The 25,922-nt window shown below is 41.2% G+C and carries 24 protein-coding genes and 1 riboswitch; of the genes, 10 read left to right on the top strand and 14 right to left on the bottom strand.

From position 1 onward, the window contains the following. Window positions 1-93: 93 nt before the first annotated feature. Window positions 94-204: riboswitch (SAM riboswitch) on the bottom strand. 75 nt (window positions 205-279) lie between these two features. After that, complete coding sequence (metK, locus tag Q0X72_RS01495) at window positions 280-1,536, bottom strand: methionine adenosyltransferase (protein ID WP_297761011.1); 1,257 nt, start codon at window positions 1,534-1,536, stop codon at window positions 280-282. 285 nt (window positions 1,537-1,821) lie between these two features. Here metK and Q0X72_RS01490 point away from each other — a divergent pair, with 285 nt between their 5' ends. Next, the gene (locus Q0X72_RS01490; RefSeq protein ID WP_297761008.1) at window positions 1,822-2,436 is read left to right on the top strand and encodes a deoxynucleoside kinase; all 615 of its coding nucleotides are present in this window, start codon (window positions 1,822-1,824) and stop codon (window positions 2,434-2,436) included. Between the two features lie 73 nt (window positions 2,437-2,509). Here the strand turns inward: Q0X72_RS01490 and Q0X72_RS01485 are convergent, their stop codons facing one another. The 3 genes from Q0X72_RS01485 to Q0X72_RS01475 form a co-directional block, all read right to left on the bottom strand. Continuing rightward, window positions 2,510-4,918, bottom strand: coding sequence for a sodium-translocating pyrophosphatase (locus Q0X72_RS01485; RefSeq protein WP_297761005.1), 2,409 nt, complete (start codon window positions 4,916-4,918; stop codon window positions 2,510-2,512). Between the two features lie 117 nt (window positions 4,919-5,035). After that, window positions 5,036-7,531 (bottom strand): DUF5686 and carboxypeptidase-like regulatory domain-containing protein, encoded by a 2,496-nt coding sequence (locus tag Q0X72_RS01480; protein WP_297761002.1) that lies wholly within the window; start codon window positions 7,529-7,531, stop codon window positions 5,036-5,038. A 162-nt stretch (window positions 7,532-7,693) separates the two neighbouring features. Further along, window positions 7,694-8,701, bottom strand: a complete 1,008-nt coding sequence (locus Q0X72_RS01475; protein WP_297761056.1) for a pyruvate dehydrogenase complex E1 component subunit beta — start codon at window positions 8,699-8,701, stop codon at window positions 7,694-7,696. Window positions 8,702-8,852: 151 nt separating this feature from the next. On the opposite strand from Q0X72_RS01475, the gene Q0X72_RS01470 reads away from it, so the two are divergent. The 5 genes from Q0X72_RS01470 (at window position 8,853) to Q0X72_RS01450 (ending at window position 13,774) form a co-directional block, all read left to right on the top strand. Beyond that, entirely contained in the window at window positions 8,853-9,599 is a 747-nt protein-coding gene (locus Q0X72_RS01470; protein WP_297760999.1) for an electron transfer flavoprotein subunit beta/FixA family protein, read from the top strand. A gap of 36 nt (window positions 9,600-9,635) precedes the next feature. After that, window positions 9,636-10,604 (top strand): electron transfer flavoprotein subunit alpha/FixB family protein, encoded by a 969-nt coding sequence (locus Q0X72_RS01465; protein WP_297760996.1) that lies wholly within the window; start codon window positions 9,636-9,638, stop codon window positions 10,602-10,604. Between the two features lie 87 nt (window positions 10,605-10,691). Next, window positions 10,692-11,321 (top strand): bifunctional nuclease family protein, encoded by a 630-nt coding sequence (locus Q0X72_RS01460; protein WP_297760993.1) that lies wholly within the window; start codon window positions 10,692-10,694, stop codon window positions 11,319-11,321. 16 nt (window positions 11,322-11,337) lie between these two features. Next, window positions 11,338-12,813 carry a nucleoside transporter C-terminal domain-containing protein gene (locus Q0X72_RS01455; protein WP_297760990.1) on the top strand — a complete coding sequence of 492 codons (1,476 nt, stop codon included), beginning with the start codon at window positions 11,338-11,340 and terminating at the stop codon, window positions 12,811-12,813. Between the two features lie 136 nt (window positions 12,814-12,949). Beyond that, the gene (locus tag Q0X72_RS01450) at window positions 12,950-13,774 is read left to right on the top strand and encodes a thymidylate synthase (RefSeq protein ID WP_297760987.1); all 825 of its coding nucleotides are present in this window, start codon (window positions 12,950-12,952) and stop codon (window positions 13,772-13,774) included. A 58-nt stretch (window positions 13,775-13,832) separates the two neighbouring features. Here the strand turns inward: Q0X72_RS01450 and Q0X72_RS01445 are convergent, their stop codons facing one another. Both Q0X72_RS01445 and Q0X72_RS01440 read right to left on the bottom strand, forming a co-directional pair. Beyond that, window positions 13,833-14,129, bottom strand: coding sequence for an isoamylase early set domain-containing protein (locus tag Q0X72_RS01445; protein ID WP_297760984.1), 297 nt, complete (start codon window positions 14,127-14,129; stop codon window positions 13,833-13,835). Between the two features lie 129 nt (window positions 14,130-14,258). Further along, window positions 14,259-15,371 carry an aminotransferase class V-fold PLP-dependent enzyme gene (locus Q0X72_RS01440; protein ID WP_297760981.1) on the bottom strand — a complete coding sequence of 371 codons (1,113 nt, stop codon included), beginning with the start codon at window positions 15,369-15,371 and terminating at the stop codon, window positions 14,259-14,261. A 141-nt stretch (window positions 15,372-15,512) separates the two neighbouring features. Between Q0X72_RS01440 and Q0X72_RS01435 the strand changes: the two genes are divergently transcribed. Then, window positions 15,513-15,902 carry a 2TM domain-containing protein gene (locus Q0X72_RS01435; protein ID WP_297760978.1) on the top strand — a complete coding sequence of 130 codons (390 nt, stop codon included), beginning with the start codon at window positions 15,513-15,515 and terminating at the stop codon, window positions 15,900-15,902. Beyond that, the gene (locus Q0X72_RS01430; protein WP_297760975.1) at window positions 15,899-16,393 is read left to right on the top strand and encodes a dihydrofolate reductase; all 495 of its coding nucleotides are present in this window, start codon (window positions 15,899-15,901) and stop codon (window positions 16,391-16,393) included. Before Q0X72_RS01435 ends, Q0X72_RS01430 begins: the two co-directional genes overlap by 4 nt. Here Q0X72_RS01430 and murI read toward each other — a convergent pair. The 8 genes from murI to Q0X72_RS01390 all read right to left on the bottom strand — a co-directional run bounded on the left by murI (window position 16,390) and on the right by Q0X72_RS01390 (window position 24,445). Next, the gene (murI, locus tag Q0X72_RS01425) at window positions 16,390-17,178 is read right to left on the bottom strand and encodes a glutamate racemase (protein ID WP_297760972.1); all 789 of its coding nucleotides are present in this window, start codon (window positions 17,176-17,178) and stop codon (window positions 16,390-16,392) included. The two genes, Q0X72_RS01430 and murI, sit on opposite strands and share 4 nt — an antisense overlap. A gap of 80 nt (window positions 17,179-17,258) precedes the next feature. Then, window positions 17,259-17,768 (bottom strand): OmpH family outer membrane protein, encoded by a 510-nt coding sequence (locus tag Q0X72_RS01420; protein WP_297760969.1) that lies wholly within the window; start codon window positions 17,766-17,768, stop codon window positions 17,259-17,261. 37 nt (window positions 17,769-17,805) lie between these two features. After that, window positions 17,806-18,642 (bottom strand): OmpH family outer membrane protein, encoded by an 837-nt coding sequence (locus Q0X72_RS01415; protein ID WP_297760966.1) that lies wholly within the window; start codon window positions 18,640-18,642, stop codon window positions 17,806-17,808. A 96-nt stretch (window positions 18,643-18,738) separates the two neighbouring features. After that, complete coding sequence (bamA, locus tag Q0X72_RS01410) at window positions 18,739-21,360, bottom strand: outer membrane protein assembly factor BamA (RefSeq protein ID WP_297760963.1); 2,622 nt, start codon at window positions 21,358-21,360, stop codon at window positions 18,739-18,741. 4 nt (window positions 21,361-21,364) lie between these two features. Then, window positions 21,365-22,105 carry an isoprenyl transferase gene (locus Q0X72_RS01405; RefSeq protein ID WP_297760960.1) on the bottom strand — a complete coding sequence of 247 codons (741 nt, stop codon included), beginning with the start codon at window positions 22,103-22,105 and terminating at the stop codon, window positions 21,365-21,367. Window positions 22,106-22,113: 8 nt separating this feature from the next. Beyond that, window positions 22,114-22,800, bottom strand: a complete 687-nt coding sequence (locus Q0X72_RS01400; protein ID WP_297760956.1) for a DUF6089 family protein — start codon at window positions 22,798-22,800, stop codon at window positions 22,114-22,116. Window positions 22,801-22,910: 110 nt separating this feature from the next. After that, on the bottom strand, window positions 22,911-23,792 hold the full coding sequence (locus tag Q0X72_RS01395; RefSeq protein WP_297760954.1) for an NAD kinase: 882 nt from the start codon (window positions 23,790-23,792) through the stop codon (window positions 22,911-22,913). After that, window positions 23,789-24,445, bottom strand: coding sequence for a CBS domain-containing protein (locus Q0X72_RS01390; RefSeq protein WP_297760951.1), 657 nt, complete (start codon window positions 24,443-24,445; stop codon window positions 23,789-23,791). Before Q0X72_RS01390 ends, Q0X72_RS01395 begins: the two co-directional genes overlap by 4 nt. Before the next feature lie 93 nt (window positions 24,446-24,538). Between Q0X72_RS01390 and Q0X72_RS01385 the strand changes: the two genes are divergently transcribed. Continuing rightward, complete coding sequence (locus Q0X72_RS01385; RefSeq protein ID WP_297760949.1) at window positions 24,539-25,252, top strand: pyridoxine 5'-phosphate synthase; 714 nt, start codon at window positions 24,539-24,541, stop codon at window positions 25,250-25,252. Beyond that, on the top strand, window positions 25,252-25,922 hold a 671-nt coding region (locus Q0X72_RS01380; RefSeq protein WP_297760946.1), incomplete at its 3' end, for an alpha/beta fold hydrolase. The genes Q0X72_RS01385 and Q0X72_RS01380, both read left to right, overlap by 1 nt.

Below are 25,922 nucleotides of genomic sequence, written 5' to 3'. Positions count from 1 at the left end.
GAAATAAAAAAGCCAAACAGCATAACAGACGTTTTATCTGCCATGAAAATCAAAAAAGTTATAAAGAAAGAATATTACCGAAGTAATAGGTTTGTGTTATCTGTCGCGCTAAATGCGTGATAGAATGTAGCACCTTCTTTGTTCTGACACAAAGGGTTGCTAAGGCTTCAAAGGGTCTAATCCCTCCACCTTTCTTGATAACTATTCAATAAGAGTTTGAACTTTGGTGAAACAAATATAATGATGGAATTTTTAAAATTCCTAGTAATCCTACAAAAATTATATATTAAAGGCCTCTTGTACCAGGTCTACCATGTCTAATTTTTCCCAGGTAAATAACTCTACTTCTCGTTTGATCCTCCCGTTATATGGCGATTCAAAGACCTTGGTTACTTTCCGGGGTTCTTTGCCCATATGTCCATATGCCGCAGTTTCCAAATAGATGGGATTTCTCAATTTCAACCGCTCTTCAATAGCAAAGGGTCTGAAATCGAAAAGACTGGCCACAATTCTGGCGATCTCCCCATCGCTCATTTTTATTTTTGAGGTTCCATAGGTATCTACATAAACCGATGTAGGCTGCGCCACTCCAATGGCATAACTTATCTGTACCAGGATCTCATCGGCCACTCCGGCTGCTACCAAATTCTTGGCTGCATGACGGGCTGCATAAGCGGCGCTGCGATCTACCTTGCTCGGGTCCTTTCCGCTAAATGCTCCACCTCCGTGGGCTCCTTTACCGCCATAGGTGTCTACGATGATCTTACGCCCTGTGAGACCTGTATCTCCATGTGGACCACCGATAACAAATTTTCCCGTTGGATTGATGTGATAGATAATATCCTTATTAAAAAGTAACTGCGTTGCTTCGGGTAACCTGTCTTTAACTCTTGGTATCAAAAGGGCCAGCAGGTGTTTCTTTATCGTATTCAACATCTTCACATCATCCTCATCAAACGGATCGTGTTGGGTAGAGATCACTATGGTATCTATACGCTGGGGCACATTTTCATCAGAATATTCAATGGTTACCTGTGCTTTTGCATCCGGACGCAGATAAGTGATATCATCATTCTCCTTACGCAAAGCAGCCAATTCCTCCAGGATCTTATGGGAAATGTCCAAAGCTAAGGGCATGTAGTTCTCTGTTTCTTTGGTGGCATAGCCAAACATCATTCCCTGGTCGCCGGCACCCTGCTCTTCTTTGCTTCCCCGGTCTACTCCCTGATTAATGTCTTTGGATTGTTCGTGAATCAGGGAGATGATCCCGCAAGAATCCCCACTGAACTGATACTCCCCTTTGGTATAGCCAATTTGGTTGATCACCTCCCTGGTGATCTGCTGCAGATCTACATAGGTATGACTTTTCACTTCCCCGGCAAGAACTACCTGCCCGGTGGTAACCAGTGTTTCACAGGCTACTTTACTTTCCGGATCGAAAGCCAGAAAATTATCCAGTAACGCATCGCTGATCTGATCTGCGATCTTATCTGGGTGTCCTTCACTTACGGACTCTGAGGTAAATAAATAAGGCATACCTTTCTTTTAATTATACAGAGAAAGGATTTGAAGAACGCTAGAAGGAGTTTGCAAAGGAAGGTCCCGGCAGAAACTGCTTTAGCATTTTTATAGAGGTTGCAATCAGTCAAATCCGTCCTCTTATTTATAAAGTCAAAAGTACATATTTGGGTTTAAAATAAAAATTTTACACATACTTAATTCTTTCAAGTATTTCATCAACTATTTTTTTGGGTACACTATATACTTTGTATATTGCTATCCTTTCAAAATTGAAAAACACAAGCCAAACACCACCATCCTATGCACATCGCAGTTGCCGGAAACATTGGGGCAGGAAAAACCACCCTTACGCAATTACTCTCTAAACACTATAAATGGGAAGCGCATTATGAAGATGTGGTAGACAATCCATATCTGGATGATTTCTATACGCAGATGGAACGCTGGAGCTTTAACCTGCAGATATACTTCCTGAACAGCAGATATCGACAAATTTTAAAGATCCGTGAAAGTGGCAAGAATGTGATACAGGACCGGACCATCTATGAGGACGCCCATATTTTTGCACCTAACCTGCATGCTATGGGGCTTATGACCAACCGTGATTTTACTAATTACTCCAGCCTTTTTGATCTGATGGAAAGTCTGGTACAACCACCAGACCTTCTGATCTATTTAAGAAGCTCTATTCCCAATCTGGTAGACCAGATCCACAAGCGTGGCAGGGATTATGAGAATTCCATTTCTATAGATTATTTAAGCCGATTGAATGAGCGCTATGAAGCCTGGGTTCATGGGTATGATAAAGGTAATTTAGTGGTCATAGATGTGGACAATCTCGACTTTGTAGATAACCCGGAACACTTAGGGGAGGTCATCACAAAAATTGACGGCGAGATCAACGGCCTGTTTTAGAACATGAAGAAAACATATAAAAAAAGACCCGTGAAAATTCACGGGTCTTTTTTATACTTTGAGAAGTGACCTATTAATTCTCTTCTACTTCTTTTTTAATGAGCTTTTTTATCTTGATCTTAGTTCCCTCTTCCATTTGATTCATGGCCTCGATCTTCTCTTCTAATACTTCCATTGTTCCTGAAAACACTTTCTCTTCCATCATCTCTTCTCCATTTTCTGTCACGGTAGTAGTTACAGTAGCAGTAACGGTTCCATCATCATTCTTTACCATTTCAACCTTTACTTCTTTCTGCATGGATTGTTCTACCATCTCACTTCCTGCTTTTTCCATATTATAAGAAGAAATTGCATCTGAAGACAACGCGATACTAGGTGCGATAACGAGTGCAACAACTGACATTAACTTTAACAAGATGTTCAGTGAAGGACCGGAAGTATCCTTAAATGGATCTCCTACAGTATCTCCAACCACAGCAGCTTTATGAGCGTCTGTTCCTTTACGACCATCTGCTTCTATCATTTTCTTGGCGTTGTCCCAGGCACCACCGGCATTAGACTGGAAGATAGCCATCAGAACACCTGCAGAAGTTACGCCGGCCAATAGCCCACCTAACATTTCCGCTCCACCGATAAATCCAACGGCAACAGGCACGGCAATGGCTAAAAGACCAGGCAATACCATTTCTTTAATAGATGCTTTTGTGGATATATCAACACATTTATCATATTCTGCATAGCCATCGGCTGCATCAAAAATAGCTCTGTCTGCTGCGGAGGCCTTAGACATATCCGAATCGTACTTACGCATCACTCCCAAAGCCGCTTTCAATTGAGGAATATCCCTGAACTGGCGACGAACTTCTTCTATCATGGCCATTGCTGCACGTCCTACGGCATTCATTGATAAGGCAGAAAATACAAACGGCAACATGGCACCTACTAACAATCCAGCCATAATATCTGGTCTGGAAACATCAATAGTTGTTACGTTTGCTACTTTCATAAAGGCTGCAAATAAGGCAAGTGCTGTTAAGGCTGCAGAAGCAATCGCAAACCCTTTACCTATAGCTGCTGTGGTATTTCCTACTGCATCTAATTTATCTGTACGCTCACGTACTTCACTTGGCAATTCAGCCATCTCAGCAATACCACCGGCGTTGTCAGAAATAGGTCCGTAAGCATCTACTGCCAACTGAATTCCCGTATTTGCTAACATTCCAACGGCTGCAATAGCAATACCGTATAAACCTGCAAAATGATGAGACACCAAAATTGCAGTGGCAATCAATAAAATTGGAACGGCCGTAGACATCATCCCAACACCCAGACCTGAAATTATATTAGTAGCGGCTCCTGTTTCTGACTGTCTAACAATAGCACTTACAGGCTTGGTACCTGTCCCTGTATAATATTCTGTGATCTTCCCTACTCCTAATCCGGCTACAAGTCCGGCGATAGTGGCCCAAAAGACACCTATGGCACCAAATGGCAAGCCTTCTACAGTATCAGGGATCATAGCATGGATAATAAAATAGGAAGCAGCTACCATTAAAATAGCAGATCCAAATTCACCAACATTTAAAGCAGTTTGTGGATTTCCCCCTTCTTTTACTTTTACAAAGAAGGTTCCTATTATAGACATAAGGATACCAACCGCTGCTAATACCAATGGTAAATAGACAGCACCAAGACCTTCAAACTCCGGTGTAAAGATATATGCTCCTAATACCATGGTACCAATAATAGAACCCACATAAGATTCAAATAGATCGGCTCCCATCCCGGCAACATCTCCTACATTATCACCCACGTTATCTGCAATTGTAGCGGGATTTAAAGGGTGATCTTCAGGTATCCCTGCTTCTACCTTCCCAACAAGGTCGGCTCCAACATCAGCTGCTTTGGTATAGATACCTCCACCCACACGTGCAAAAAGGGCAATTGAAGAAGCCCCTAATGAAAATCCGGATAATACATTCAATACTAAAGAGACATTGTCTGCCCCTGGCCATATATCTTGATAGAGCATAAACAATGAACTCAATCCTAAAACTCCTAAACCTACAACACCTAATCCCATTACTGAACCTCCTGCAAAAGCTACTTCCAGGGCTTTCCCCAGGGAAGTTCTGGCAGCCTGTGTTGTTCTTACATTGGCTTTAGTTGCTACTCGCATTCCAATGAAACCAGCTAAACCAGAACAAATTGCGCCTACTATAAATGAAATGGCAACCATTCCGCTGGATCCGGCCTCATTTTCTCCCTTGAAATAGAGGAGGACTGCCACGGCTGCAACAAAAATTCCTAATATTTTGTATTCGGCCTTTAAAAAAGACATCGCCCCATCGGCGATATTTTTGGCGATCCTCGCCATTTTAGCATCTCCTACTTCTTGTTTGGAGACCCACATGTTTTTTAAGAAGACAAACAGCAAGGCTAGTATACCAAATGCCGGTAATAGGGTTACGATTAATTCCATATTGATTTGTTATTTATACAATTTAAACGGCTGCAAAAGTAGTAAAACGGTTTAGAATATAAAAGCACTAATTAACTATAAAAATCAAGGTCTTGCACATTGGGGGCAGCGCTCTGTTTAAAAATTAAAGCCGAAGGTACCTGTAACACTAAAAGCCCTTGCATCGGGATTTTCCAGGTAATTACCACGAAAATTAAAATCGATCCTGAAGATCTTAAATATATTTCCTACTCCCAGCGAATATTCCCAATAGATCTTATCTGTAGGGGCTACCAGGGGTATATTAGTAGGACTATTCAAAGCGATATTCTCATCAGACAATTGGCCCCAAACGCCGCGCAGACCTACTATTTCCCTAAGGTTCCATTTTCGGATGATCGGTATTCTGGAGAAAAGTCGTCCATTGAAATTCTGTTCTAAATGCAGAGAGAAATAGGTATCCGTAACAAATTCATAAAAATCGAGATTAGGAAAGGTATTGTAAAGTGAGAACAGGGTTTGGTTCCCCGGTACTACATTCAACAAACTTAGAGGCACCGCACCTGTGGTCTTGCCCATCTCAACGGTGCTCAACAATCGACCAAAACCACCGATCTGCCAGGGCTGCGTATATGAGAACTGGTATTTGGCATAGCTAAAATCGCTTTCAAGAAAAGCCTCCACCCCACGGGTATAGTTAAATAGAAGGGTAGCGTATTCATCATTAACATTACGGCGTTCTACTCCATACCCAATAGTGCGTTTGCCAGGGGTATATATTAAGGTAGTGGTTAGATCGAATTGTTTTAGTTCAGCGGATGTGCCCGTTGGAGATTCGGGATCTATATATTCCAGACTAAAGGCATCTGGCAAAGCAGAGCTCAAGCTACGCAAAGATCCTCCAAAGCGAACACGGAAATTGGTAAAGGGTTCTGCTTCCAGACTCAAGGTAGTAAGATTGATATTCGTTAAACGATCATTGTTCCCTACAGTAAGAACAGATGATGAGGCCACGCTTCTTCCTAAGACGTCGTTGGTAGCTGTTAGGCTCAGGCCTAATTGCTCAATATCGCGGCGGTTCCCTCCTGAAATGATCAGCCTGCTTTTTCTATCGAGCAACCACTTGGCAGAAAACCCGTGTTTCACCTTTTTATCCGAAAAGCCGTAGGCCATATATCCTTCAAGCCGCCAGGGATCGTTTTGCCCAAAGAAGGTCCGTGCACCCCCTCTTAATCTAATTCCTTCGGCATCATTATAGCCAAAGGTGCTATAGATGTCCCCAATATCCAGATTCCACTTATCGATCTCAACATAACCCGAACCAAGGATACTAACTATATTATAATAGGATTTAAATTTGGGTACCGTCTTCAGGGTGTCCAGCAACTTGTAGATACCGGTCTCATCTTTATTCAGGGCTTCTAACCTATTATTATCCCAGAAGATACTATCGCGTTCAAAGACCAAAGGATCGAAAGGATCTGAAGCTGTTTTATAGAAAGCATCTGTCTTTGGTTGATCGAAGGTATAATTGTCATAGACCGTGGTTCGCTTTCCGTATACTCCTTTAGATTTTTCCTTTTTGCTAAAACTGAAATCAGACAACATATAATCTCGCTTCAAAAGGAAGACGGAATCATTCACCACCTCAAAGTCTTGCTCAATATAAATCTCCTTCACCCAGTTAATATTAGCACTCTTGGTAACTTCCAGGTTTATCTTTTTCAGGGCAAAAGTGGTGTCATTTACCCAAAAATCACCTTTAAATGTGAGCTCATTCTTACGTCTGGGGTAGTAAATAATATGATAGCACCATTTGTTGTCTATATAGGCACTATCCGTTAAAACATAATTATATACGTCTATTCCTGTACGCGAAAGCGGACTTGTAAAGCTTTTGTCAAAGAACTTCAGATAATTGGCATACACGTCATAATCCGAATACAGATCTTGTACAAAAGCAGTAATTGCCTGATTGTTGCTAAAACCCGAGTTCTTATTCCCCAATACATCTTCGCGCTCTTGCTGAATTATATTATTGCCATATACTTTAGAAAAAACCTCGTTCAGAAAAATGGGTAGATAGGTTTTTCCTGTGATCCTGGAAGTGTCCAGGTCTGCAAAGACAAATTCGAGCCCTTTGAAGATCTTGCTTTTCATCAGCGCACTATCTATGGTATTGAGGTCGAATTCTACTTTCTCGTATTTATCGTATTCGTATTGTTTGAATTTTCGCAATCCGTTGATCCTCTTTTTCGCCCAGATCTTTCTGAGGATGTCAATAGCGGGATTGCCTTTTTTGGATCGTTTCCCCATATAAATCACTACCTCATCTAATTGTTCTCCGCCTTCAGGTAGTACAATGGTAAGATCAAAAGACACAGCGTTCGTCAATTCTATTTCCTGGGTTTCATACCCGATAAAAGAAACTACCAGGGTAGAATATCTGATGTCCGATTCCAGGTAGAACCGGCCATTATCATTAGTAATGGAACCTACAGAAGAATTCTTGAGGATGACATTGGCAAAGGCCACTGGTTCACCCCCTTCATCAACTACAATTCCACTGACCTTGGTCTGGGCGTAGTTCATGGAACCAATAAAAAGTAGAAGTAAAAAGAGTATTTTTTTCATAGTACCCTGCTCCGGGATCTGACAGATCTTATGAATATTGAATATAAGAAAAGCCTTGATTGAAACAATAGTTACATTTATGATCTCATTGATGTCTGTAATAAAAAAACTTCGTCAGGGCTTGGTCGACGAAGTTCTTTAAACCTTATAAAAATTTCGTTCTTATTTATACAGTACCTTTTTTACTGCCTTAATAACATCTTCATGATTGGGCAACCATTCCTGAAATAAAACAGGTGAATAGGGTGCCGGAGTATCTGCAGTATTGATCTTTACTACGGGTGCATCTAAATAGTCAAAGGCTTTTGATTGTATCATATAGGTGATCTCTGTTGCCACGTTGCCAAATGGCCAGGCTTCTTCCAGCACTACCAAACGGTTTGTCTTTTTAACAGATTTCAGGATAGCCTCATAATCCAGGGGCTTTACAGTTCTCAGATCAATAATCTCACAACTAATTCCGTCTTTTTCCAATTCATCGGCTGCCTTGTAGGCTTCCTTAATGATCTTTCCAAAAGAAACGATTGTAACATCTGTACCTTCTCTTTTGATCTCGGCTACACCTATTGGAATAGTGAATTCCCCTTCGGGTACTTCACCTTTATCTCCGTACATCTGTTCAGATTCCATAAAGATCACCGGATCATCATCGCGTATGGCCGATTTCAATAGTCCTTTGGCATCATTGGGATTAGAAGGTACTACCACTTTTAAACCGGGGCAATTTGCGTACCAGCTCTCAAAGGCCTGGGAGTGTGTAGCTGCAAGCTGACCTGCAGAGCCTGTTGGACCCCTGAAAACGATAGGACAATTAAATTGCCCGCCCGACATTTGTCTGATCTTTGCTGCATTGTTTATGATCTGATCTATTCCAACCAACGCAAAATTAAAGGTCATAAATTCTATGATAGGTCGGTTCCCCACCATGGCAGACCCTACTCCTATCCCCGAAAATCCCAATTCGGATATCGGAGTGTCAATGACACGTTCAGGTCCAAATTCATCTAACATTCCTTTAGACGCCTTATAGGCCCCGTTGTATTCTGCCACTTCCTCTCCCATTAAATAAATGGAATCATCTCTTCTCATCTCCTCAGACATGGCCTCTACAATGGCTTCTCGAAATTGTAATGTCTTCATATGCTCGTTATTCTCAACGTTCGTACTTATCAAAACGCGAACAAAAATAGGAAATAATCCTTCAAAACGACCGCAGGAAAAGGTAAAATCAATTTAAAATTTTATTATGCATGCATAGTATTTTTGATTTTTATTAGCTATCTTTACTGCCTTAATTACCATTAAAAAATAGTGACCTCTTATGAAAATATTAGTTTGCATCAGCAATGTTCCGGATACGACCTCCAAGATCAACTTTAGCCCGGATAAAACCCAGTTCGATACTACAGGAGTGCAATTTGTGATCAATCCAAACGACGAGTTTGGTCTAACCCGCGCCATGTGGTTTAAAGAAAAACAAGGTGCTGCAGTACATGTAGCAACAGTTGGTGGCGCAACTGTAGAACCTACTATGCGCAAGGCTTTGGCCATAGGTGCAGATGAGGCTATACGAATCAATGCAGAGCCTACAGATGGCTTTTTTGTAGCACAACAACTAGCAGAGGTCGTCAAAAATGGCGAGTATAACCTGGTTATTGCGGGGAGAGAATCTATCGATTACAATGGCGGAATGGTTCCCGGGATCATGGCTGCTTTGTTAAACATGAATTTTGTGAATACCTGCATAGGATTAGAGATTGAGGGTGACAAAGTCACGGCGATCCGGGAAATAGACGGCGGAAAAGAGACCTTATCTACCTCACTTCCTTTAGTTATTGGCGGTCAGAAAGGATTAGTAGAGGAGAGTGATCTTCGAATTCCTAATATGAGAGGCATTATGATGGCCCGACAGAAAAAACTCAATGTTGTAGAACCGATCAATGCCACACATGCTACCTCAGATAAGAGCTTTGACAAGCCTGCTCCCAAAGGAGCTGTGAAATTAGTAGATCCGGAAAACATTCAGGAACTCATTGATCTGTTGCATAACGAAGCAAAAGTAATTTAACATTCACTCCTTATATTAATAAGAAATCATCTACCTATGTCAGTACTTGTATATACCGAAGCCGATAACGGAAAATTTAAAAAGAATGCCCTGGAAGCCGCTTCTTATGCCCATAAGATAGCGCAGGAATTAGGCACCACGGTTACCGCCGTGAGTTTCAATGTTGCTGATACTACTTCCCTGGCCACTTATGGAGTAAGCAAGGTGTTAAAGATCAATAATGATTCCCTCAAGACATTCAATGCCAATGCCTATGCAATGGCCCTGGCAGAAGCTGCTCAAAAGGAAGGGATCAAAGTTATTATCCTAAGTTCTAGTACAGATTCTAAATATTTGGGAGCCCTGCTTGCCGGAAAACTACAAGCCGGCTATGTACCTAATGTGGTTGCCGCTCCCGATAGCGTAAACCCTATGGTGGTAAAACGAATGGCCTTTAGTAATAAAGGATTCGCCCATACCGAGATCAAAACAGATATTAAGATCATAGGTGTTTCCAACAATGCGTATGGAGTGCACGAAAACAAAGCGACCTTAAGCGAAGAAGTTTTTAAACCTTCCATTGATGATGCCGCTTTTTCAACCAAATCTGTGAATGTAGATAAGGTAGTAGGCGAAGTGACCATTGCAGACGCAGACATTGTAGTATCTGCAGGCAGGGGATTAAAAGGTCCGGAGAACTGGGGTATGATCGAAGAATTAGCTAGCGTCTTGGGTGCGGCAACTGCCTGCTCAAAACCAGTGAGTGATATGGGATGGCGGTCTCACGGAGAACATGTAGGTCAGACCGGAAAACCCGTAGCAAGTAATCTTTATATAGCCATTGGCATCTCTGGCGCCATTCAGCACCTGGCTGGGGTCAGTGCATCCAAAGTAAAAGTGGTGATCAATACAGATCCTGAAGCTCCCTTCTTTAAAGCTGCAGATTATGGAATCGTAGGTGATGCCTTTGATGTAGTACCTAAACTCATCGAAAAATTAAAGGAATTTAAGGCGCAGAACGCCTAATTTTTGTTAATTTGTGCCCCTAGGGGCTGTTTAAATACCTGGGACATTCCTTATATTTTAACAGCCTTTTTTGGTATTTATGTGATTATGAGTCTAGTTCGATTAAAAATTAAAGGAATCTCTTACAGCCAAACACAAAATGGGGCCTACGCTCTTATTTTAAATGAGGTAGACGGAGACAGAAAGTTACCTATTGTGATAGGTGCCTTTGAGGCTCAATCCATTGCTATTGCTCTGGAAAAGGAAATAAAACCGCCGCGGCCCCTTACACACGACCTTTTTAAGAATTTTTCAGATCGGTTCGACATTACGGTCAAGCAAGTAATTATCCATAAACTGGTAGATGGGGTATTTTACTCAAGTATTATTTGCGAACGCGATAAAGTTGAGGAGATCATAGATGCTCGCACCTCGGATGCCATTGCACTGGCCTTGCGTTTTAATGCGCCTATATTTACGTATAAGACCATATTAGACAAGGCAGGTATTTTCCTTAAGTTTTCTTCAAAGGAAAAGGAAAAGGAAGAAATAGATGACAGTATTGTAGTAGATGAGATCCTTCAGGAAGGCGAAACCGTAGAAATAGATCCCGGATCTGCGGCCCCCTATAAGGAATTAAGCCTGGATGAACTCCACAAGGAATTAGATAAGGCTGTAGCTGGTGAAGATTACGAAAAGGCTGCAAGGTTACGGGATGAAATATCTAAACGCAAATGATCATCTAGCCAACTATATGAAGCCAGGATCTTGGATGCTTTTCTTTTTCATGTTACTCTTCTTCCATGGTTTTGGTCAGGATGTTATCCCAAATGATACGGTACTTCAAGATACAATTGTCAGTGCTGTTAACAACGCTGATGGCATAACGGAGGCAGACAGCAATAGTCCTATAATAGCTAACGAGGGATTTTCAATAGATAGTCTTTGGCGTGGTATTTTAGGAATGCTCGTCCTAATTTTTATTTCCTATATTTTTTCGGTCAATAGAAGGGCCATCAATTGGAAAACGGCAGGAATCGGTCTGTCTATTCAATTGGTGCTGGCCATTGGGATACTGAAAGTACCCGCCATTCAGTGGTTCTTTAATAAATTAGGGCAATTCTTTAATGAGATCTTAAAGTATACTATGGCCGGGAGTGAATTTATTTTTGGCGGCCTCCTCAATTTAGACAATCCCAATATTGGGTACATTTTCGCTTTTCAAATATTACCCACCATCATTTTCTTTTCGGCCTTAACCTCAGTATTATATTATATGGGGATCATACAAAAGATCGTAAAAGGTCTGGCATGGTTACTTTCGAGATTTCTTGGTATCTCCGGAGCTGAAAGCCTAAGTGTTTCCGGGAATATTTTTCTGGGACAAACAGAGGCACCTCTGCTTATTAAAGCTTATCTGGAAAAAATGAATCGTTCCGAGATATTACTCGTCATGATAGGCGGAATGGCCACAGTAGCCGGGGGTGTATTGGCTGCATACATAGGATTCCTTGGAGGAAATGACGAACAATTACGCTTAGAATTTGCTCGCCACCTAATTGCAGCTTCAGTTATGGCTGCACCGGGAGCAATCGTGGTCTCCAAAATTCTGTATCCCCAGACAGAACCTGTAAACAAAGATGTACAGATATCTACCGAGAAGATCGGTTCCAATATCCTGGACGCCATTGCTAATGGTACTACAGAAGGATTAAAATTAGCGGTGAACGTAGGGGCTATGTTGTTGGTCTTTGTGGCCTTTATTGCCATGCTGAATGGCATATTGGGCTGGGTGGGTGATTTTACTTCCTTAAATACCTGGATAAGCGCTAACTCTGTTTATGAACAATTATCCCTGGAGGCAATCTTGGGGGTCATCTTTTCTCCGTTAATGTGGCTTATAGGCGTAAACACTCAGGACATATTATTAATGGGTCAATTACTGGGGATAAAACTGGCAGCCAGCGAATTCGTAGGATATATTCAATTAGCAGAACTAAAGGACTTTAGTAATGGGATCCACTTTACCTATAATAAGTCGATCATCATGGCAACCTATATGCTGTGTGGTTTTGCCAATTTTGCCTCTATTGGTATTCAAATAGGTGGTATTGGCTCCCTGGCACCGGGACAACGCAAGACACTTTCTGAATTTGGCCTTAAGGCCGTTCTGGGGGGTACTTTGGCATCTCTGTTATCCGCTACTATTGCCGGGATGATACTGGGGTAGTTTTTTCCTGCACTTAGTTTATCTTTTGCCTCTTTTCGTTGATAAGTTTTCAAAAGATAGATGCTTCCATGGGGTAGCTATAGCGCCATTTTTTTAATTTTACATTAGCTCAAAAAAGATTTATTCTCATTGTACTATGAAACAATACCACAATCTCCTAAAGTATACGCTGGAACAAGGCAATATTAAAAATGACCGCACAGGAACGGGCACCATTTCTGTATTTGGCTACCAGATGCGCTTCGATCTAAGTGAAGGTTTTCCTATGGTGACCACCAAAAAATTGCATTTAAAGTCTATCGTACATGAATTATTATGGTTCCTGAAAGGAGATACTAATGTGCAATATCTGCAGGAGAATGGGGTTCGGATATGGAATGAGTGGGCCAATGAGGATGGAGATCTGGGTCCTGTGTATGGATACCAATGGCGTAACTGGAACGGAGATGGTATAGATCAGATCAAAGATCTTATTACAACCTTAAAAAATAATCCGGATAGCAGGAGAATGATGGTAGCAGCCTGGAACCCAAGTGTCTTACCAGATTCTTCCAAATCCTTTGCGGAGAACGTGGCCAATGGCAAAGCGGCCCTTCCCCCCTGCCATGCTTTTTTTCAATTCTATGTAGCAGACGGCAAGCTTTCTTGTCAATTGTATCAACGAAGTGCTGATATCTTTTTGGGTGTTCCTTTTAATATAGCCTCCTATGCCCTGTTTACACTAATGGTAGCCCAAGTATGCGGCTATGAGCCCGGAGAATTTATTCACACCTTTGGCGATGCCCATATCTACAACAACCATATGGAGCAGATTGAGTTACAACTAAGTAGAGACCTCAAACCCTTGCCAAAAATGGTCTTGAATCCTGAAGTGACAGATATCTTTAATTTTAAATTTGAAGATTTTACTCTTCTTAATTACGATCCGCATCCTCATATTAAAGGAATGGTAGCCATATAAAAACAAAAAATCCGGAACCTTTTACAAAGTTCCGGATCTAAATTTTTTTTTACTCGACTTATAATTCCAATACAGCATTTTCTGTACCGGCAAAGTCGTTCCACTGGTAACGATCTGCTTCTGTTTCGTTCACATAGTCACCGTCTACTAAGTAACGGAATTCGTAAGAATTCTCCTTAGGAAGATCAAATGTTCCTTTGAAGTTTCCGTTCTTTAATTTCTTCAACATGCTTCCTTTTGGATTCCAGTTGTTAAAGTCGCCTACTACAGCTACTTTTTTAGCATCTTCTGCAGGAACAGTGAAAGTTACTTTTACTACAGGTTTAGTTTTCAAATATTGTTTAGCAATTGCCATCTTAATCGATTTTAAAATTCAGTGCAAAATTATAACATTAAATGCCTCATTTACAATGTTTAACGAATTATTATCATATTCATAATAAAAGCCTAATAAATATTAAACTTTGGCAATTTTGAAGGGTCACTATTTAGGAGTTTTTATGATTCCGGGGGCCGCTTTCAGGATTTTGACAATAGCGTCTATCTCATCTTCCGTGTTGTAGAGGTGAAAACTGAGCCTGATACCTCCGCCCCTTTGCGAACAACATACATTTTCTTCTTCCAAATAGGCATATAAGGCATCATCTCCCGAAATATTTAAGATAGTTCCGTGGTCTTTCCGGTTGCACATTGCATCGCTTATAAGCCCCAGGTCCCCTAAGGCCTCCATTGCTTTGCGGATCAGTCCTCTGTTATGAGCCTCGATCTTTTCCATATTCCATTCCATCAGCTTCTTAATTGAAAAATGGAGGCTGCCAAAACTCAAACTGTCCAAATGGCCGGGCTCCAGGTGTTTGGCCAGGCGAATTGGACCCGTGGCCTCTAACTGCCCATTTACAGCATTAAAGCCCGTAGTTTTTAAGGTTAGGTGTTCTGAGGTCCTCTCTGAGAAAAGCATCAGACCATTCCCTGTCCCAGCAAGTAACCATTTATAACCACTAGCGCCCAGGATATCTAACCCAGACGAATCGAATTCAATGTTGAAGGCACCGCAAAATTGTGTGCCGTCTGCTATCATCAAAAGCTCAGGATATTTCTCCCGAAGTTGTTTTATAAAATTCAGATCGATCTTCATCCCGTTTTGCCACTGCACCATACTAAATGCAAATACCTGGATGTTGCCCTCGCTTAATTTGGATTCTATATTTTCTTCAAGATGTTCATCTATCCTGGCATAGGTTATTGGAAATCCCCTGCTCTCAAAAGGCCAGTTCACGGATGGGTAATCTGTTTCCAGTAACAAGACCCTGTATTCTTTGGGCATCCCTTCGAGGACGATGTTCAGGGCAAGAGAAAAATTTGGCACCAATGCCACTCTATCCCTTTTGCATCCTAAAAATTGACCAACCGTTTCTTTGGCGTCGGAGATCATTTGAAAACTCTCCATTTTCATATGGCTTCCGCCAATCAGAAAATCGAGATCGTGCTCCTGCCGCCATTCAAGCAATTCATCAGATAGCAAACCTATAGCCGCTGTATTGGCGTAAAGCGAATGATTCGCTACCGGAAAATGGGATTTTATTTTTTCAAATGACATAATGTAGTAGCGTAAGTAACATCATAATTAAACATAAAAAGATCTTTACATTCCTGCCAAATTACATCTCTTTTTGACCATCATGAATCATATGGCAATATCGGAATTCCTGTATCTTTGTAGTTAAAGATAACCATTCGAATGTTCTCTAAGCACAAAAAACAACCTACCATAGATCTGGAGCAACATGAGCAGATAGAATATGCCCAGGATCGGATCCGACAAAAAAAGAACCTGTATCGGCACTTTGTTTGGTTTCTGATAGGGAGCGTTGTTCTAGTGATCTTAAATAAGGTCCTAAAATATGGTGAAACCTATGATTGGTCGTATTGGGCCATTATCTTGTGGGGGTTCTTTTTACTGATACATCTGGTGAATGTATTTATTATGAATGAATTTATGGGGCGCGACTGGGAACGCCAACAACGCGAAAAGCTTGTGCAAAAACAGCAAGAACGAATTGCAGTTTTAAAAAAAGAAGTGGAAGAAAAAATCCCTGAACCTCAACCTTTAAAAAAAAAAGAAGTTTGAAGAACATCACTATGATCGCTGCGGTAGCAGAAAATGATGCCCTTGGAAAAGATAACACCCTTCTATGGCATCTTCCGGACGATTTTAAACGATTTAAGGCCATAACTACCGGGCATACTATCATCATGGGCAGGAAAACCTTTGAGAGTTTCCCCAGACCCCTTCCTAACAGACCCCACATCATCATTACCCGAGACAGGTCTTATACAACTACATATTCAGAATGTACTGTGGTCCATTCTTTAGATGAAGCTCTTGCTTTGGCAGACAAGCAAAAACAGGTCTTTATCATTGGTGGTGGTGAGATCTATACACAGGCCATGTCCGTTTGCAATGTATTGGAAATTACCAGGGTACATGAAACCTATGAAGCCGACACTTTTTTTCCTCCCATAGATCCTGAGCTTTGGCAACTGGTCAAAGAAGAAAACCATCCATCGGATGAGAAACACGCAGTTCCCTTTAGTTACCTCACTTATAATAGACGTTAGAAATCTCTATAGGATACGCTTACCTCTCCTTTGGCCTCGTTTAAAAATGTAGTAAGCACTGAAGTATCTGCATTCGTATAAAAGCGGTGGTTTGTAAGGCCATGCTCTCCTGCCAAAAGTCCTTGTTTTTCAAGTATGCGTTGAGTTTGATTTGCTACGGCCTCACCGCAGTCAATGATCTTTACATGGGCAGGTAACTCCTCTTTAAGAAGCGGTATAAGATGCGGATAATGTGTACAACCCAGCACTAGATGATCTATTCCGGATGCTACCATGGGTTGTATATATGTTCGTAATAGCTGTCTTGCAGATTCTGAGCTTGCCTTCCCCGCTTCAATGAGTTCTACGAGACCTGTACCTTCTTGTTCTATGATCTTTATATTGGAAGCATGATTTTTTGCAGTACTGTGAAAAAGGGCGCTACTCAGGGTCCCCCTTGTAGCCAATACGCCAACAGTCCCAGACGTGGATTGAAGTGCGGCCGGTTTTATAGCTGGTTCTATCCCAATAAAGGGGATAGGATAATGTGTACGTAAATAATCGATCGCATTGGTTGTTGCGGTGTTGCAGGCAACTACAATTAGTTTGCAGCCAAGATCTAAAAGCAGTTCCGTATTCTTAATACTCAGTTGAACTATGGTCTCAGCCGACTTTTCGCCATAGGGTGCATTCTTACTATCGGCTAGGAAGATGGTATCTTCCAATGGAAGCCGTTGCTGTAATTCCTTCCAGATGGAAATACCGCCAACTCCTGAATCGAATATACCTATGGGCTTGTTGTTCAACGCCTGGTTTTAAATATGGTTCTTGTAAAAATAAAAAAACCGTCCCTTTTGAGGACGGTTTTTTAAAGGTTTAGTTACTATTAAAACCCTAATTCCTTTTTAACTTCCGGCAGAAGGTCTTTTCCTTTTGCTACGATAACTCCACCACCCTGGGTAGAATCCATCACGTAAGCTATTCCTTGTGCAGCTGCAACCTTTTCAATGGCTGCCATGGCCTTTTCTGAAATAGGTTGAAATAGCTCTGCTTGTTTCTTAGCCAATTCTTGTTGGGCTACTTGCTGAGCTTCTCCAATATTTCTTTCAAAACCCTGAAGTTCTACTGCTCTTTTTTCATTTTCCTCTTTTGTCTTTGCGGAAGCTTCACTTTGATATTGTGTATACTTATTACGCAACTCTGTCATAGAGCTTTCAATATCGGCCTTATAAGTTTCCTGTAATTTCTTAAGTTCCGCTTGTGCTGATTTCATCTCAGGCATTTCGGACAAAAGATCTGTTACATTGATGTGTGCAAGTGTACTTTGTGCGTTTACAAACCCTGTAGCTGCAACAAACAATACGATAGCTACTGCTACTTTCTTCAAGTGTTTCATGATGTTAAATTTACTATTTGAGTGTTATTATTGAATTTTATTTTTGATCTACCGAATCTTTTTTCTTTTCGGTTTGCTTTTTTCTTTCGTCTTCTTTCTCTTTGCGTTTTGCTTCTCTTTCTTCCAGTAATTTTTTCCTTCGTGCTTCGTAAGCCTGCTTGCGTTCTTCTCGCAATTTTAATGTTTCGGCCCTTTTCTCTTCTACTGTCTTTTGTCTCGTATCTTCCGCTTCCTGGGCTTTCTCTAAACGCTCTTTTAAGGCGTCCGTCATCTCCGCTTCTTCTGCCTCAGCCTCATTTTCAAAGGCCGTTAATCTGGCTTTCTCTGCCGCCTTGGAAGGCTTACTAACTCTCCGGGTCCTGGCAATACCTCTCAATACTAATTCACTGATATCGTGCCTTTTTTCGGAGTACAACATTACGACATCCGCCGATTTATCAAAAATAAAATCGTACTTTTTATTCGCTCCAATGGCCTGTACTTCATTGAATACCTGGTCCTGGATTGGTTGTATCAACCTTCTCTTTTGTAGGACCAGATCACCGTTGGGACCAAACCGGTCTTGCTGGTATTCTAGCATCTCCTTTTCAAGGATCTGGATCTCTTCAGTACGCTCGGCGATCAATTCGTCTGTAAGCAATACTTTTTCAGCCATCAGGTCTTTCTTCATCTGATCTACCACTCCCTGTTTTTCCTCTATTTCCAATTTCCATCGCTGTACTTTAATCTCCAGCTGTTCATTGGCCTCTCTGTATTCCTCTACATTTTCCAGGATATATTCCATGTCCACATATCCTATACGAACGCCCCTTTGTGAAAAAGTTGCGAAAGTGGTCAGAAATGCCATGATAATTAAAAGAACGTTTGTTTTCATCCTACTTCGATTTAGTACATAGAAAATATCGTGCCAAAATTACTAAAACTTTTAGTATGAGCGATTTACCTTTTTTGTTTGGGAAGTCTATAGTCTCTAGAATTGCTGTCCTATGATAAAATGTGTTTGCCAACCACTTGGACCATTCCCCGCAGATTGCGGTCTTAGATCCTCATCAAATCCGTAGCCAAAATCTATCCCCAACAAACCAAAGGCAGGCATAAAAATGCGCAAGCCCACTCCGGCCGATCTTTTTAGTTGAAACGGATTAAACTCATTAAAATTGTTAAAAGAGTTTCCAGCCTCTAAAAAAGTAAGTCCATAAATGGAAGCCGATGGTTTTAATGTAAGCGGATACCTAAGTTCCAGGGAAAACTTATTGTATACAATTCCCCCTTCTTGTGCAAAGGTTATTGGGTCTACAGGGGTAAGTGAATTATTCTCGTATCCTCTTAACTGTATGGTTTCCCTACCATCCAGGGTAAAGTTTCTACCCAGGCCATCGCCCCCTAAGAAAAATCGCTCAAAAGGAACTTCCCCTACATCACTGTTGTAATTCCCGAGGAACCCGAATTCTACATTGGTACGGAGAACCAGCTTCTCTACCAATCTAGTATACCAGTCTCCCTTAAATTTAATCTTGTAATACTCCAGCCATCGGAATCGTTCCTGATCCACATTTTCAAGCTCATTGAGTTCTGAGGTGGTTAAGGTACTACCAGCACTACGTCTCTCTGTTTGTAATTCAGTGAGTTCTTCACTTCGATCTTTTAAAGAGGCAAAGTCCTTATCACTAAATAAGGAATACGGAGGAGTGAATTTGGCCGTTATTTCAAAAATAGAGCCCGTGATCGGATATATACGTCCGGGTCCGGCCGATGATCTTGAGATCCCAAAAGTGTATGCAAGAGAATTAGATTGCCCATTTCCAAAATTGAACAAGCCGGTTCTATAATTCTTAAAATCGTATAATTGATAACTCAGGGAGTGAGAGATTGTAAAGAAATCATCTGGCCATTGTACTCGCTTTGCCAAACCTAAAGAAACGCCGGTAATAGCAAATTGCTGATTCTTATCTACTTCTACCCTTCCATTACTCCCGAAAGAAGCAAGGAATTGTTGTGTTCTTGATAGTGATAGATTAAACCGCACCGGTTTTTTCCCTCCCAACCAGGGCTCTGAAAAGTTTAAACTGTATACCCGGAACGTCCTACTTGCCTGTAGCCTGAGGGCAAAGGTTTGACCGTCTCCCATGGGAACCGGTTTATACGCCTTCCCATTAAATAAGTTCTGAATAGAGAAATTGCTAAAAGATAGCCCCAGGGTACCAATAAATCCGCCACCGCCATAACCTCCCTGCAATTCTATCTGGCTAGACCCCGATTCAACCAGGCTGTATGCGAGATCTACGGTCCCCGAATTCGGATCCGGGTTCTGAATGTCCGGTGCTATTTGTTCTGCATCAAAAAAGCCCAATTGCCCAAGTTCTCGTACACTTCTAATAATATTCTCTTTGCTGTATTTTTGGCCGGGTCGTGTTCTGATCTCCCTAAAGATCACATGATCATTGGTCTTATCGTTCCCTGTAACTGTTACATGGTTTAAAAAGGTCTCTTTTCCTTCAATGATGCGGATCTCAAAATTAATCGTATCATTCTCTGCTGAGACCTCAACCGGATTTATCTGTGAAAACAAATACCCATTGTTCTGATACAAATTAGTTAGATCGTCTGCATCTGGTTTGCTATTATCAGCAATACGCTCCCTTAGGAGTACCCCATTGTAGGTGGCGCCCTTCTTAATCCCTAAGACCTGCGAAAGCTGTCTGTCTGTATAGACAGAGTTCCCCACAAAGTTGATATCCCCGAAATAGTATTTATTGCCTTCCTCAACTTTAATGGTGATCTTGATGTTTTCATCATTCACCTTGGTAATAGTATCCGAAAGAACACGGGCATCACGAAATCCATTCTCAGCGTATTTGTCTATCAAAGAAGCTAGATCCTCCTTGTAATCTTCCGGAATGTATTTTGATTTCTTCCAAAACCTACCCAGCTTTTTACGCTTGGTATTTTTTAAGGACTTTCGTAACTGTGAGTTCGATAACTCCGTGTTTCCATCAAAGACAATATCATCTATTTTAACCTTGTTGCCTTTACTTACGTTGATGACAATGCTTTCTGCATTGGTCTCTGAAGTATCCCTGGCTGTGGCTATCGTAGCTTTGGCATTGAGATAGCCTTGCTTCTTGTATTTATTCTGGAGGTAGTTTTTAGTATTGGAAATAAGACTTTCAGTTATCTTCTTTCCCTTCTTTAGATCAGTATCCTTGATGATCTCATCTACTTTACGTTTTTTTACACCGTAGATGGTCACTTTAGATAAGGTGGGTCTTTCTTTAATGTTGAGCTCCAGATAAATGTCTTCCCCTTCTATGTTGGTAATGTAAAAGGAGATATCGCTAAACAATTCCAGTCCCCATAATTTCTTAAGAACATCGCTGATCTGATCGCCAGGAACGGTAATAACCTGTCCTTCACGTAACCCTGTATAGGTCTTTACGGTTTGTTCATTATAACTCTGCAAACCCGAAACCTCCAATTTCTTTAGGATATACCTTTTTCCATTATCATAGGGAATTTCCTGTGATAAGGCAGTACTGGTACTTATAAATAAAAGGAGGGTTGCAAGGAGGTTAAGCAATATGAATCGATTCATACTGCTAGTTAAGTTGTTCGCTTGTTTTTCCAAATCGTCGTTCTCTGTTCTGGTAATTCTTTATTGCTTCTGCCAGATGCTGCTCCCGGAAATCGGGCCAAAAGACATCCATAAAATACAATTCGGCATAGGCTATCTGCCAAAGTAAAAAATTGCTTATTCGATGTTCACCACTGGTTCGAACAAGCAAGTCTACGTCTGGCAAATTATGCGTGTAAAGATGGCTATTTATAATGGTATCATCAATATTCTCGGGCGAAATTATATTATTTTTAACTTTGAGACTTATTTCCTGAATCGCGTGCTTTATTTCTTCACGAGCTCCATAACTCAAAGCAAGGGTAAGAACCATTCCATTATTCTTCGAAGTCTTTTCGATCACCTCTTTTAATTCGGTATAGGCCTTAGAAGGCAAAGAATCTATGTTCCCAATGGCATTGAGCTTAATATTATTCTTGTGTAGCGTCTTGAGTTCCTTTTTTAAAGAAGAGACCAATAATTTCATAAGGGTATCTACTTCTATCTTAGGTCGTTTCCAATTCTCAGTAGAAAAGGCGTACAAGGTCAGGAATTCTATACCTAATTTTGCGGAGTTCTCTACAGTTTCCCTTACCGCCTTAACCCCATTTTCATGTCCAAAAATCCTGAGTTTCCCACGTTGTTTGGCCCATCTGCCATTGCCATCCATAATGATAGCCAGATGTCTGGGTAATGAACCCGATTTTAGTGATTCTATAGTGTCCATTCTATAACTTACTCAAAACAATCGGAGCAGACTATCCTTCCAAAGGTATAGGTAAAGGTTATGCCTGAAAATACGTACCAATCGTCACTTAATATATTGCCAAAACGAAATTGTTCAAAATTTGATCCCTCAGGATTACTAGCATCCAGGTTATCTGTAAAGGTGTACCGCGCTCCTATTTCTGCACCCACGATAAAGAACCGATTGATCCTAAGTTTGGCGCCAATAGTCATTGGGATAGCAAATGCGCCTTCCTTCTGACCTGTTTCTTGCAATGCACCAGCATCAAAATAATTAAAATCATAACGAAAATACGTAATTCCCGTATATAGATAGGGTGTGAAGGCCTGTGAAAGAGAATGTAAATTGTATTCCACAAAATTAAACTCAAGCCCTGCTGAGGTTTCAAAGATGGTATGATCTAGTGTATACCCTCTTTGCTGTCTTGAAGCAATACCCGACTTTGCATCGTCTGCCGTAAAATTGCCGTACAAAACACTTGCCCGCCAGGCATAACGTTTGCTTTTATTCCATTTAAAAACCCCGCCAAATGCCGGCCCTGTTGGAGAAATAAAGTTCATGCTGCCTACATCACCAATATTATTAATACCCCCGGCCATAAGACCAACCTCATAGGTTTGGCCCCAGGTCTCCGTAACAATAAGGGTTAAGAGTATTAGTACTACAGTTTTCATGGACTTAAAAAGTGTGCAAATATACTCCTTTATGACTTTTAGGGGATGTAAACTCAAGATCTTTCGTTTTCTTGATTAACAAGCTTTTATGGCATTTATTGTTTCAGGCATCAATTGCGTTTGTCTTGCCCCCATAATAATTTGTTCCGGATGGTCTTCAAAAAACTTTCTGAAGCGTACTCAATCATTTTAATAGTGAAGTCGGCCTTTTGTACAACCAGCTCCTTTCCGTTAGCAATACTGGCCAGGCGTGAGTCCAGGGAAACCATATGCTTATCTTCCCTTCCCGAAACCTTGATCCGAATCACTGTATCATCTGAAATTACGAGTGGTCTGGCATTAAGATTATGTGGTGCAATTGGAGTAATGACCAGAGATTGTGCAGTTGGTGTTATCACAGGACCACCGCAACTCAAAGAATACCCTGTAGAACCCGTGGGCGTTGAAATGATCAGTCCGTCTGCCCAATAAGAGGTAAGGTATTCGTCATTTAAATGTGTTTCAACGGTGATCATGGAAGTAGTATCCTTTCGGCTCACCGTTACTTCGTTCAGGGCAAAATTCTGTCCTTTAAATTCTTCGATCTCAGGGCTTGCAAGAATAGAGACCAGGCTTCGTTCAACCACGGTATAGTCTCCCGAAATAAAGGCTTGCATCATATTCCGCACTTCTTCTTTCTTATAGGTTGAAAGAAAGCCCAAACGGCCTGTATTGATACCAACTATTGGTATACCCAGATCCCCCACAAAGGTCACAGCGCGTAAAATGGTACCATCACCGCCGAAGCTAACAAAGAGATCAAAGTTAGCATCTAGCCCGGTATTATGATCAAAAGTTAAGTATGTAGGATTAGGTCTTTTTGCAGAAATAAGCCCATAAAATTCCTCTTCAATAACGACCGTAGCTTCCATTTTGGCAAGTTCTTCCAGTAGCTCAAAGACATACTTGAGCGCGTTGTCCTGGTAAGACTGTCCATAAATGGCGATCTTCATACGTTGAGAAATTTGTCCAAATAATCTGAACGTTCTTTGAGATCCTCAAGGAACTGATCATCCTTATTCCCAAAAAGGATGGTATAGTTATAGCGGCGAAAAGTATTGACCACATCATTAAAATTGTCGATCCCGATCTTAAGAGTGATCTGTATTACCTCGCTTCTTGAATCTGTTATAAAAGCGCCTATCAGTTTTGTATTATTACTTTCCACTATCTGAGCGATCTCACTAAAGGAATAGTCCTTGATCCCTTTGGCCACTACTATTATAGCTCCTGGTTCTTTAAAAAAGGGAGTGTCAATAAACACACCAACGATATCGTTCAGGTCGTAATATCCAAGTACATGGGCCTCTTCATCCAAAACAGGCACAAGATTTGCCTCGTAACGGGAGAAGATCTCCAACACATCGAGCCAGGAGGTTGTTTTATGTGCAAAGAAAGACTCCAGATTGCTTTTAAAAGTTTCTATGCTTTTCTCTTTCTCGAAGGCCTCCAGGTCATTTTCGGAAAGCAATCCCAGGAGTTTCTGATCTTCGGTAATGGCCACGTGGGAGTAGATACTATTCTTAAAAAAATGAATAGGCTCTTCCAGATTGTCCTTGATATCGAAGACCGGAATGGTATGGATAATATGAGATTCTATCAGCATAGCGTTTTAAATTAATGCAAATTAGTAATTTAAAATATCAAAAGGCATGCCTAATTTGTATTTTTGCCGCTGTTTAACGATGATACTGTCCTAATGACGAAACTTAGCGTAAATATCAACAAAATAGCCACCTTAAGGAATGCCAGAGGTGGAAATGTCCCTAACCTTCTTAATGTAGCCGCAGATATTGAAGATTTTGGAGCCCATGGAATAACGGTACATCCCAGGCCCGATGAACGACATATCAGGTATGCTGACGTCTACGACCTAAAAAAAATTCTAAAAACGGAATTTAATATAGAAGGAAATCCCAATGACGCTTTCACTACAATGGTTCTGGAGGTGCAACCCACCCAGGTAACCCTGGTGCCCGATGCAGTAGATGCTATCACTTCCAATGCCGGTTGGGATACAGTAACACATAAGGAACTGTTGAAGGAAATGATCAGTACCTTTAAAGCCAAAGGCATCCGTACCTCCATTTTTGTGGACCCAGATCCAAAAATGATAGAAGGTGCTGCCGAAACAGGGACAGATCGCATTGAACTCTATACAGAGCAATATGCGGAAATGTATTCGAAATCTCCGGAAAAGGCGATTCAACCCTATGCAGAAGCTGCCAAAGTAGCTTATTCCCTGGGCTTAGGGATCAATGCGGGACACGATCTAAGTTTGGAAAACATCGCTTATTTTAATCAAGGAATTCCCCAACTTTTGGAGGTATCCATAGGCCATGCCCTTATTTGTGAGTCGCTCTACCTCGGGTTAGAAAACGTGATCAACATGTATATACACAGATTAAGGTGATGAACATATTACATTCAACCATCCTGGGAGAAGGCGATCCGTTAATTATTTTGCACGGTTTTCTTGGAATGTCCGACAATTGGAAAACACTGGGAACCCAATATGCTAAAAATGGCTACAAGGTGCATCTTGTAGACCAGCGGAATCATGGAAGAAGCTTTTGGTCCGATGACTTTAACTATAGTATTTTAGCTGAAGATCTAAAAAGGTATTTGGAGCATCATGCGCTACCCCGGGTAAGTATTCTTGGACATTCTATGGGAGGAAAAACAGCTATGACCTTTGCCTGCACATTTCCGGAACGTCTTACGCAATTAATGGTAGCAGATATCGCCCCAAAATTTTATCCGCCACATCATCAGTATATAAGTGAGGCGCTAACGGCGCTTCCAATGGATGAAATAACTTCCAGAAGTCAGGCCGATTTCCTTCTAGCAGAACATTTGCACGATTGGGGAATACGGCAATTTCTATTAAAAAATCTGCATTGGGTAGAGAAAGGACGCCTGGCATTTCGTTTTAATCTGAAAGTATTATCAGAAAGAATGGAAGAAATTGGTGAATCTATAGGCAGTTCAGATACGTATGTGGGACCCACACTTTTTCTTCGCGGAAGCAGATCGGAATATATTACTAATGAGGATCTGACTGAGATAAAAAGGCACTTTCC

Origin of the sequence: uncultured Muriicola sp. (assembly GCF_947258935.1) — a bacterium.
Classification (GTDB): domain Bacteria; phylum Bacteroidota; class Bacteroidia; order Flavobacteriales; family Flavobacteriaceae; genus Muriicola.
This window is presented reverse-complemented; position numbering and strand designations above follow the sequence as displayed.

Coding starts and splice junctions, on each gene's coding strand:
- bamA (WP_297760963.1), bottom strand. CDS start 21,360: ATGAATCGATTCATATTGCTTAACCTCCTTGCAACCCTCCTTTTATTT.
- Q0X72_RS01405 (WP_297760960.1), bottom strand. CDS start 22,105: ATGGACACTATAGAATCACTAAAATCGGGTTCATTACCCAGACATCTG.
- Q0X72_RS01415 (WP_297760966.1), bottom strand. CDS start 18,642: ATGAAAACAAACGTTCTTTTAATTATCATGGCATTTCTGACCACTTTC.
- Q0X72_RS01455 (WP_297760990.1), top strand. CDS start 11,338: ATGAAGCCAGGATCTTGGATGCTTTTCTTTTTCATGTTACTCTTCTTC.
- metK (WP_297761011.1), bottom strand. CDS start 1,536: ATGCCTTATTTATTTACCTCAGAGTCCGTAAGTGAAGGACACCCAGAT.
- Q0X72_RS01395 (WP_297760954.1), bottom strand. CDS start 23,792: ATGAAGATCGCCATTTATGGACAGTCTTACCAGGACAACGCGCTCAAG.
- Q0X72_RS01435 (WP_297760978.1), top strand. CDS start 15,513: ATGTTCTCTAAGCACAAAAAACAACCTACCATAGATCTGGAGCAACAT.
- Q0X72_RS01450 (WP_297760987.1), top strand. CDS start 12,950: ATGAAACAATACCACAATCTCCTAAAGTATACGCTGGAACAAGGCAAT.
- Q0X72_RS01390 (WP_297760951.1), bottom strand. CDS start 24,445: ATGCTGATAGAATCTCATATTATCCATACCATTCCGGTCTTCGATATC.
- Q0X72_RS01420 (WP_297760969.1), bottom strand. CDS start 17,768: ATGAAACACTTGAAGAAAGTAGCAGTAGCTATCGTATTGTTTGTTGCA.
- Q0X72_RS01480 (WP_297761002.1), bottom strand. CDS start 7,531: ATGAAAAAAATACTCTTTTTACTTCTACTTTTTATTGGTTCCATGAAC.
- Q0X72_RS01470 (WP_297760999.1), top strand. CDS start 8,853: ATGAAAATATTAGTTTGCATCAGCAATGTTCCGGATACGACCTCCAAG.
- Q0X72_RS01400 (WP_297760956.1), bottom strand. CDS start 22,800: ATGAAAACTGTAGTACTAATACTCTTAACCCTTATTGTTACGGAGACC.
- Q0X72_RS01490 (WP_297761008.1), top strand. CDS start 1,822: ATGCACATCGCAGTTGCCGGAAACATTGGGGCAGGAAAAACCACCCTT.
- Q0X72_RS01485 (WP_297761005.1), bottom strand. CDS start 4,918: ATGGAATTAATCGTAACCCTATTACCGGCATTTGGTATACTAGCCTTG.
- Q0X72_RS01445 (WP_297760984.1), bottom strand. CDS start 14,129: ATGGCAATTGCTAAACAATATTTGAAAACTAAACCTGTAGTAAAAGTA.
- Q0X72_RS01385 (WP_297760949.1), top strand. CDS start 24,539: ATGACGAAACTTAGCGTAAATATCAACAAAATAGCCACCTTAAGGAAT.
- Q0X72_RS01440 (WP_297760981.1), bottom strand. CDS start 15,371: ATGTCATTTGAAAAAATAAAATCCCATTTTCCGGTAGCGAATCATTCG.
- Q0X72_RS01465 (WP_297760996.1), top strand. CDS start 9,636: ATGTCAGTACTTGTATATACCGAAGCCGATAACGGAAAATTTAAAAAG.
- Q0X72_RS01460 (WP_297760993.1), top strand. CDS start 10,692: ATGAGTCTAGTTCGATTAAAAATTAAAGGAATCTCTTACAGCCAAACA.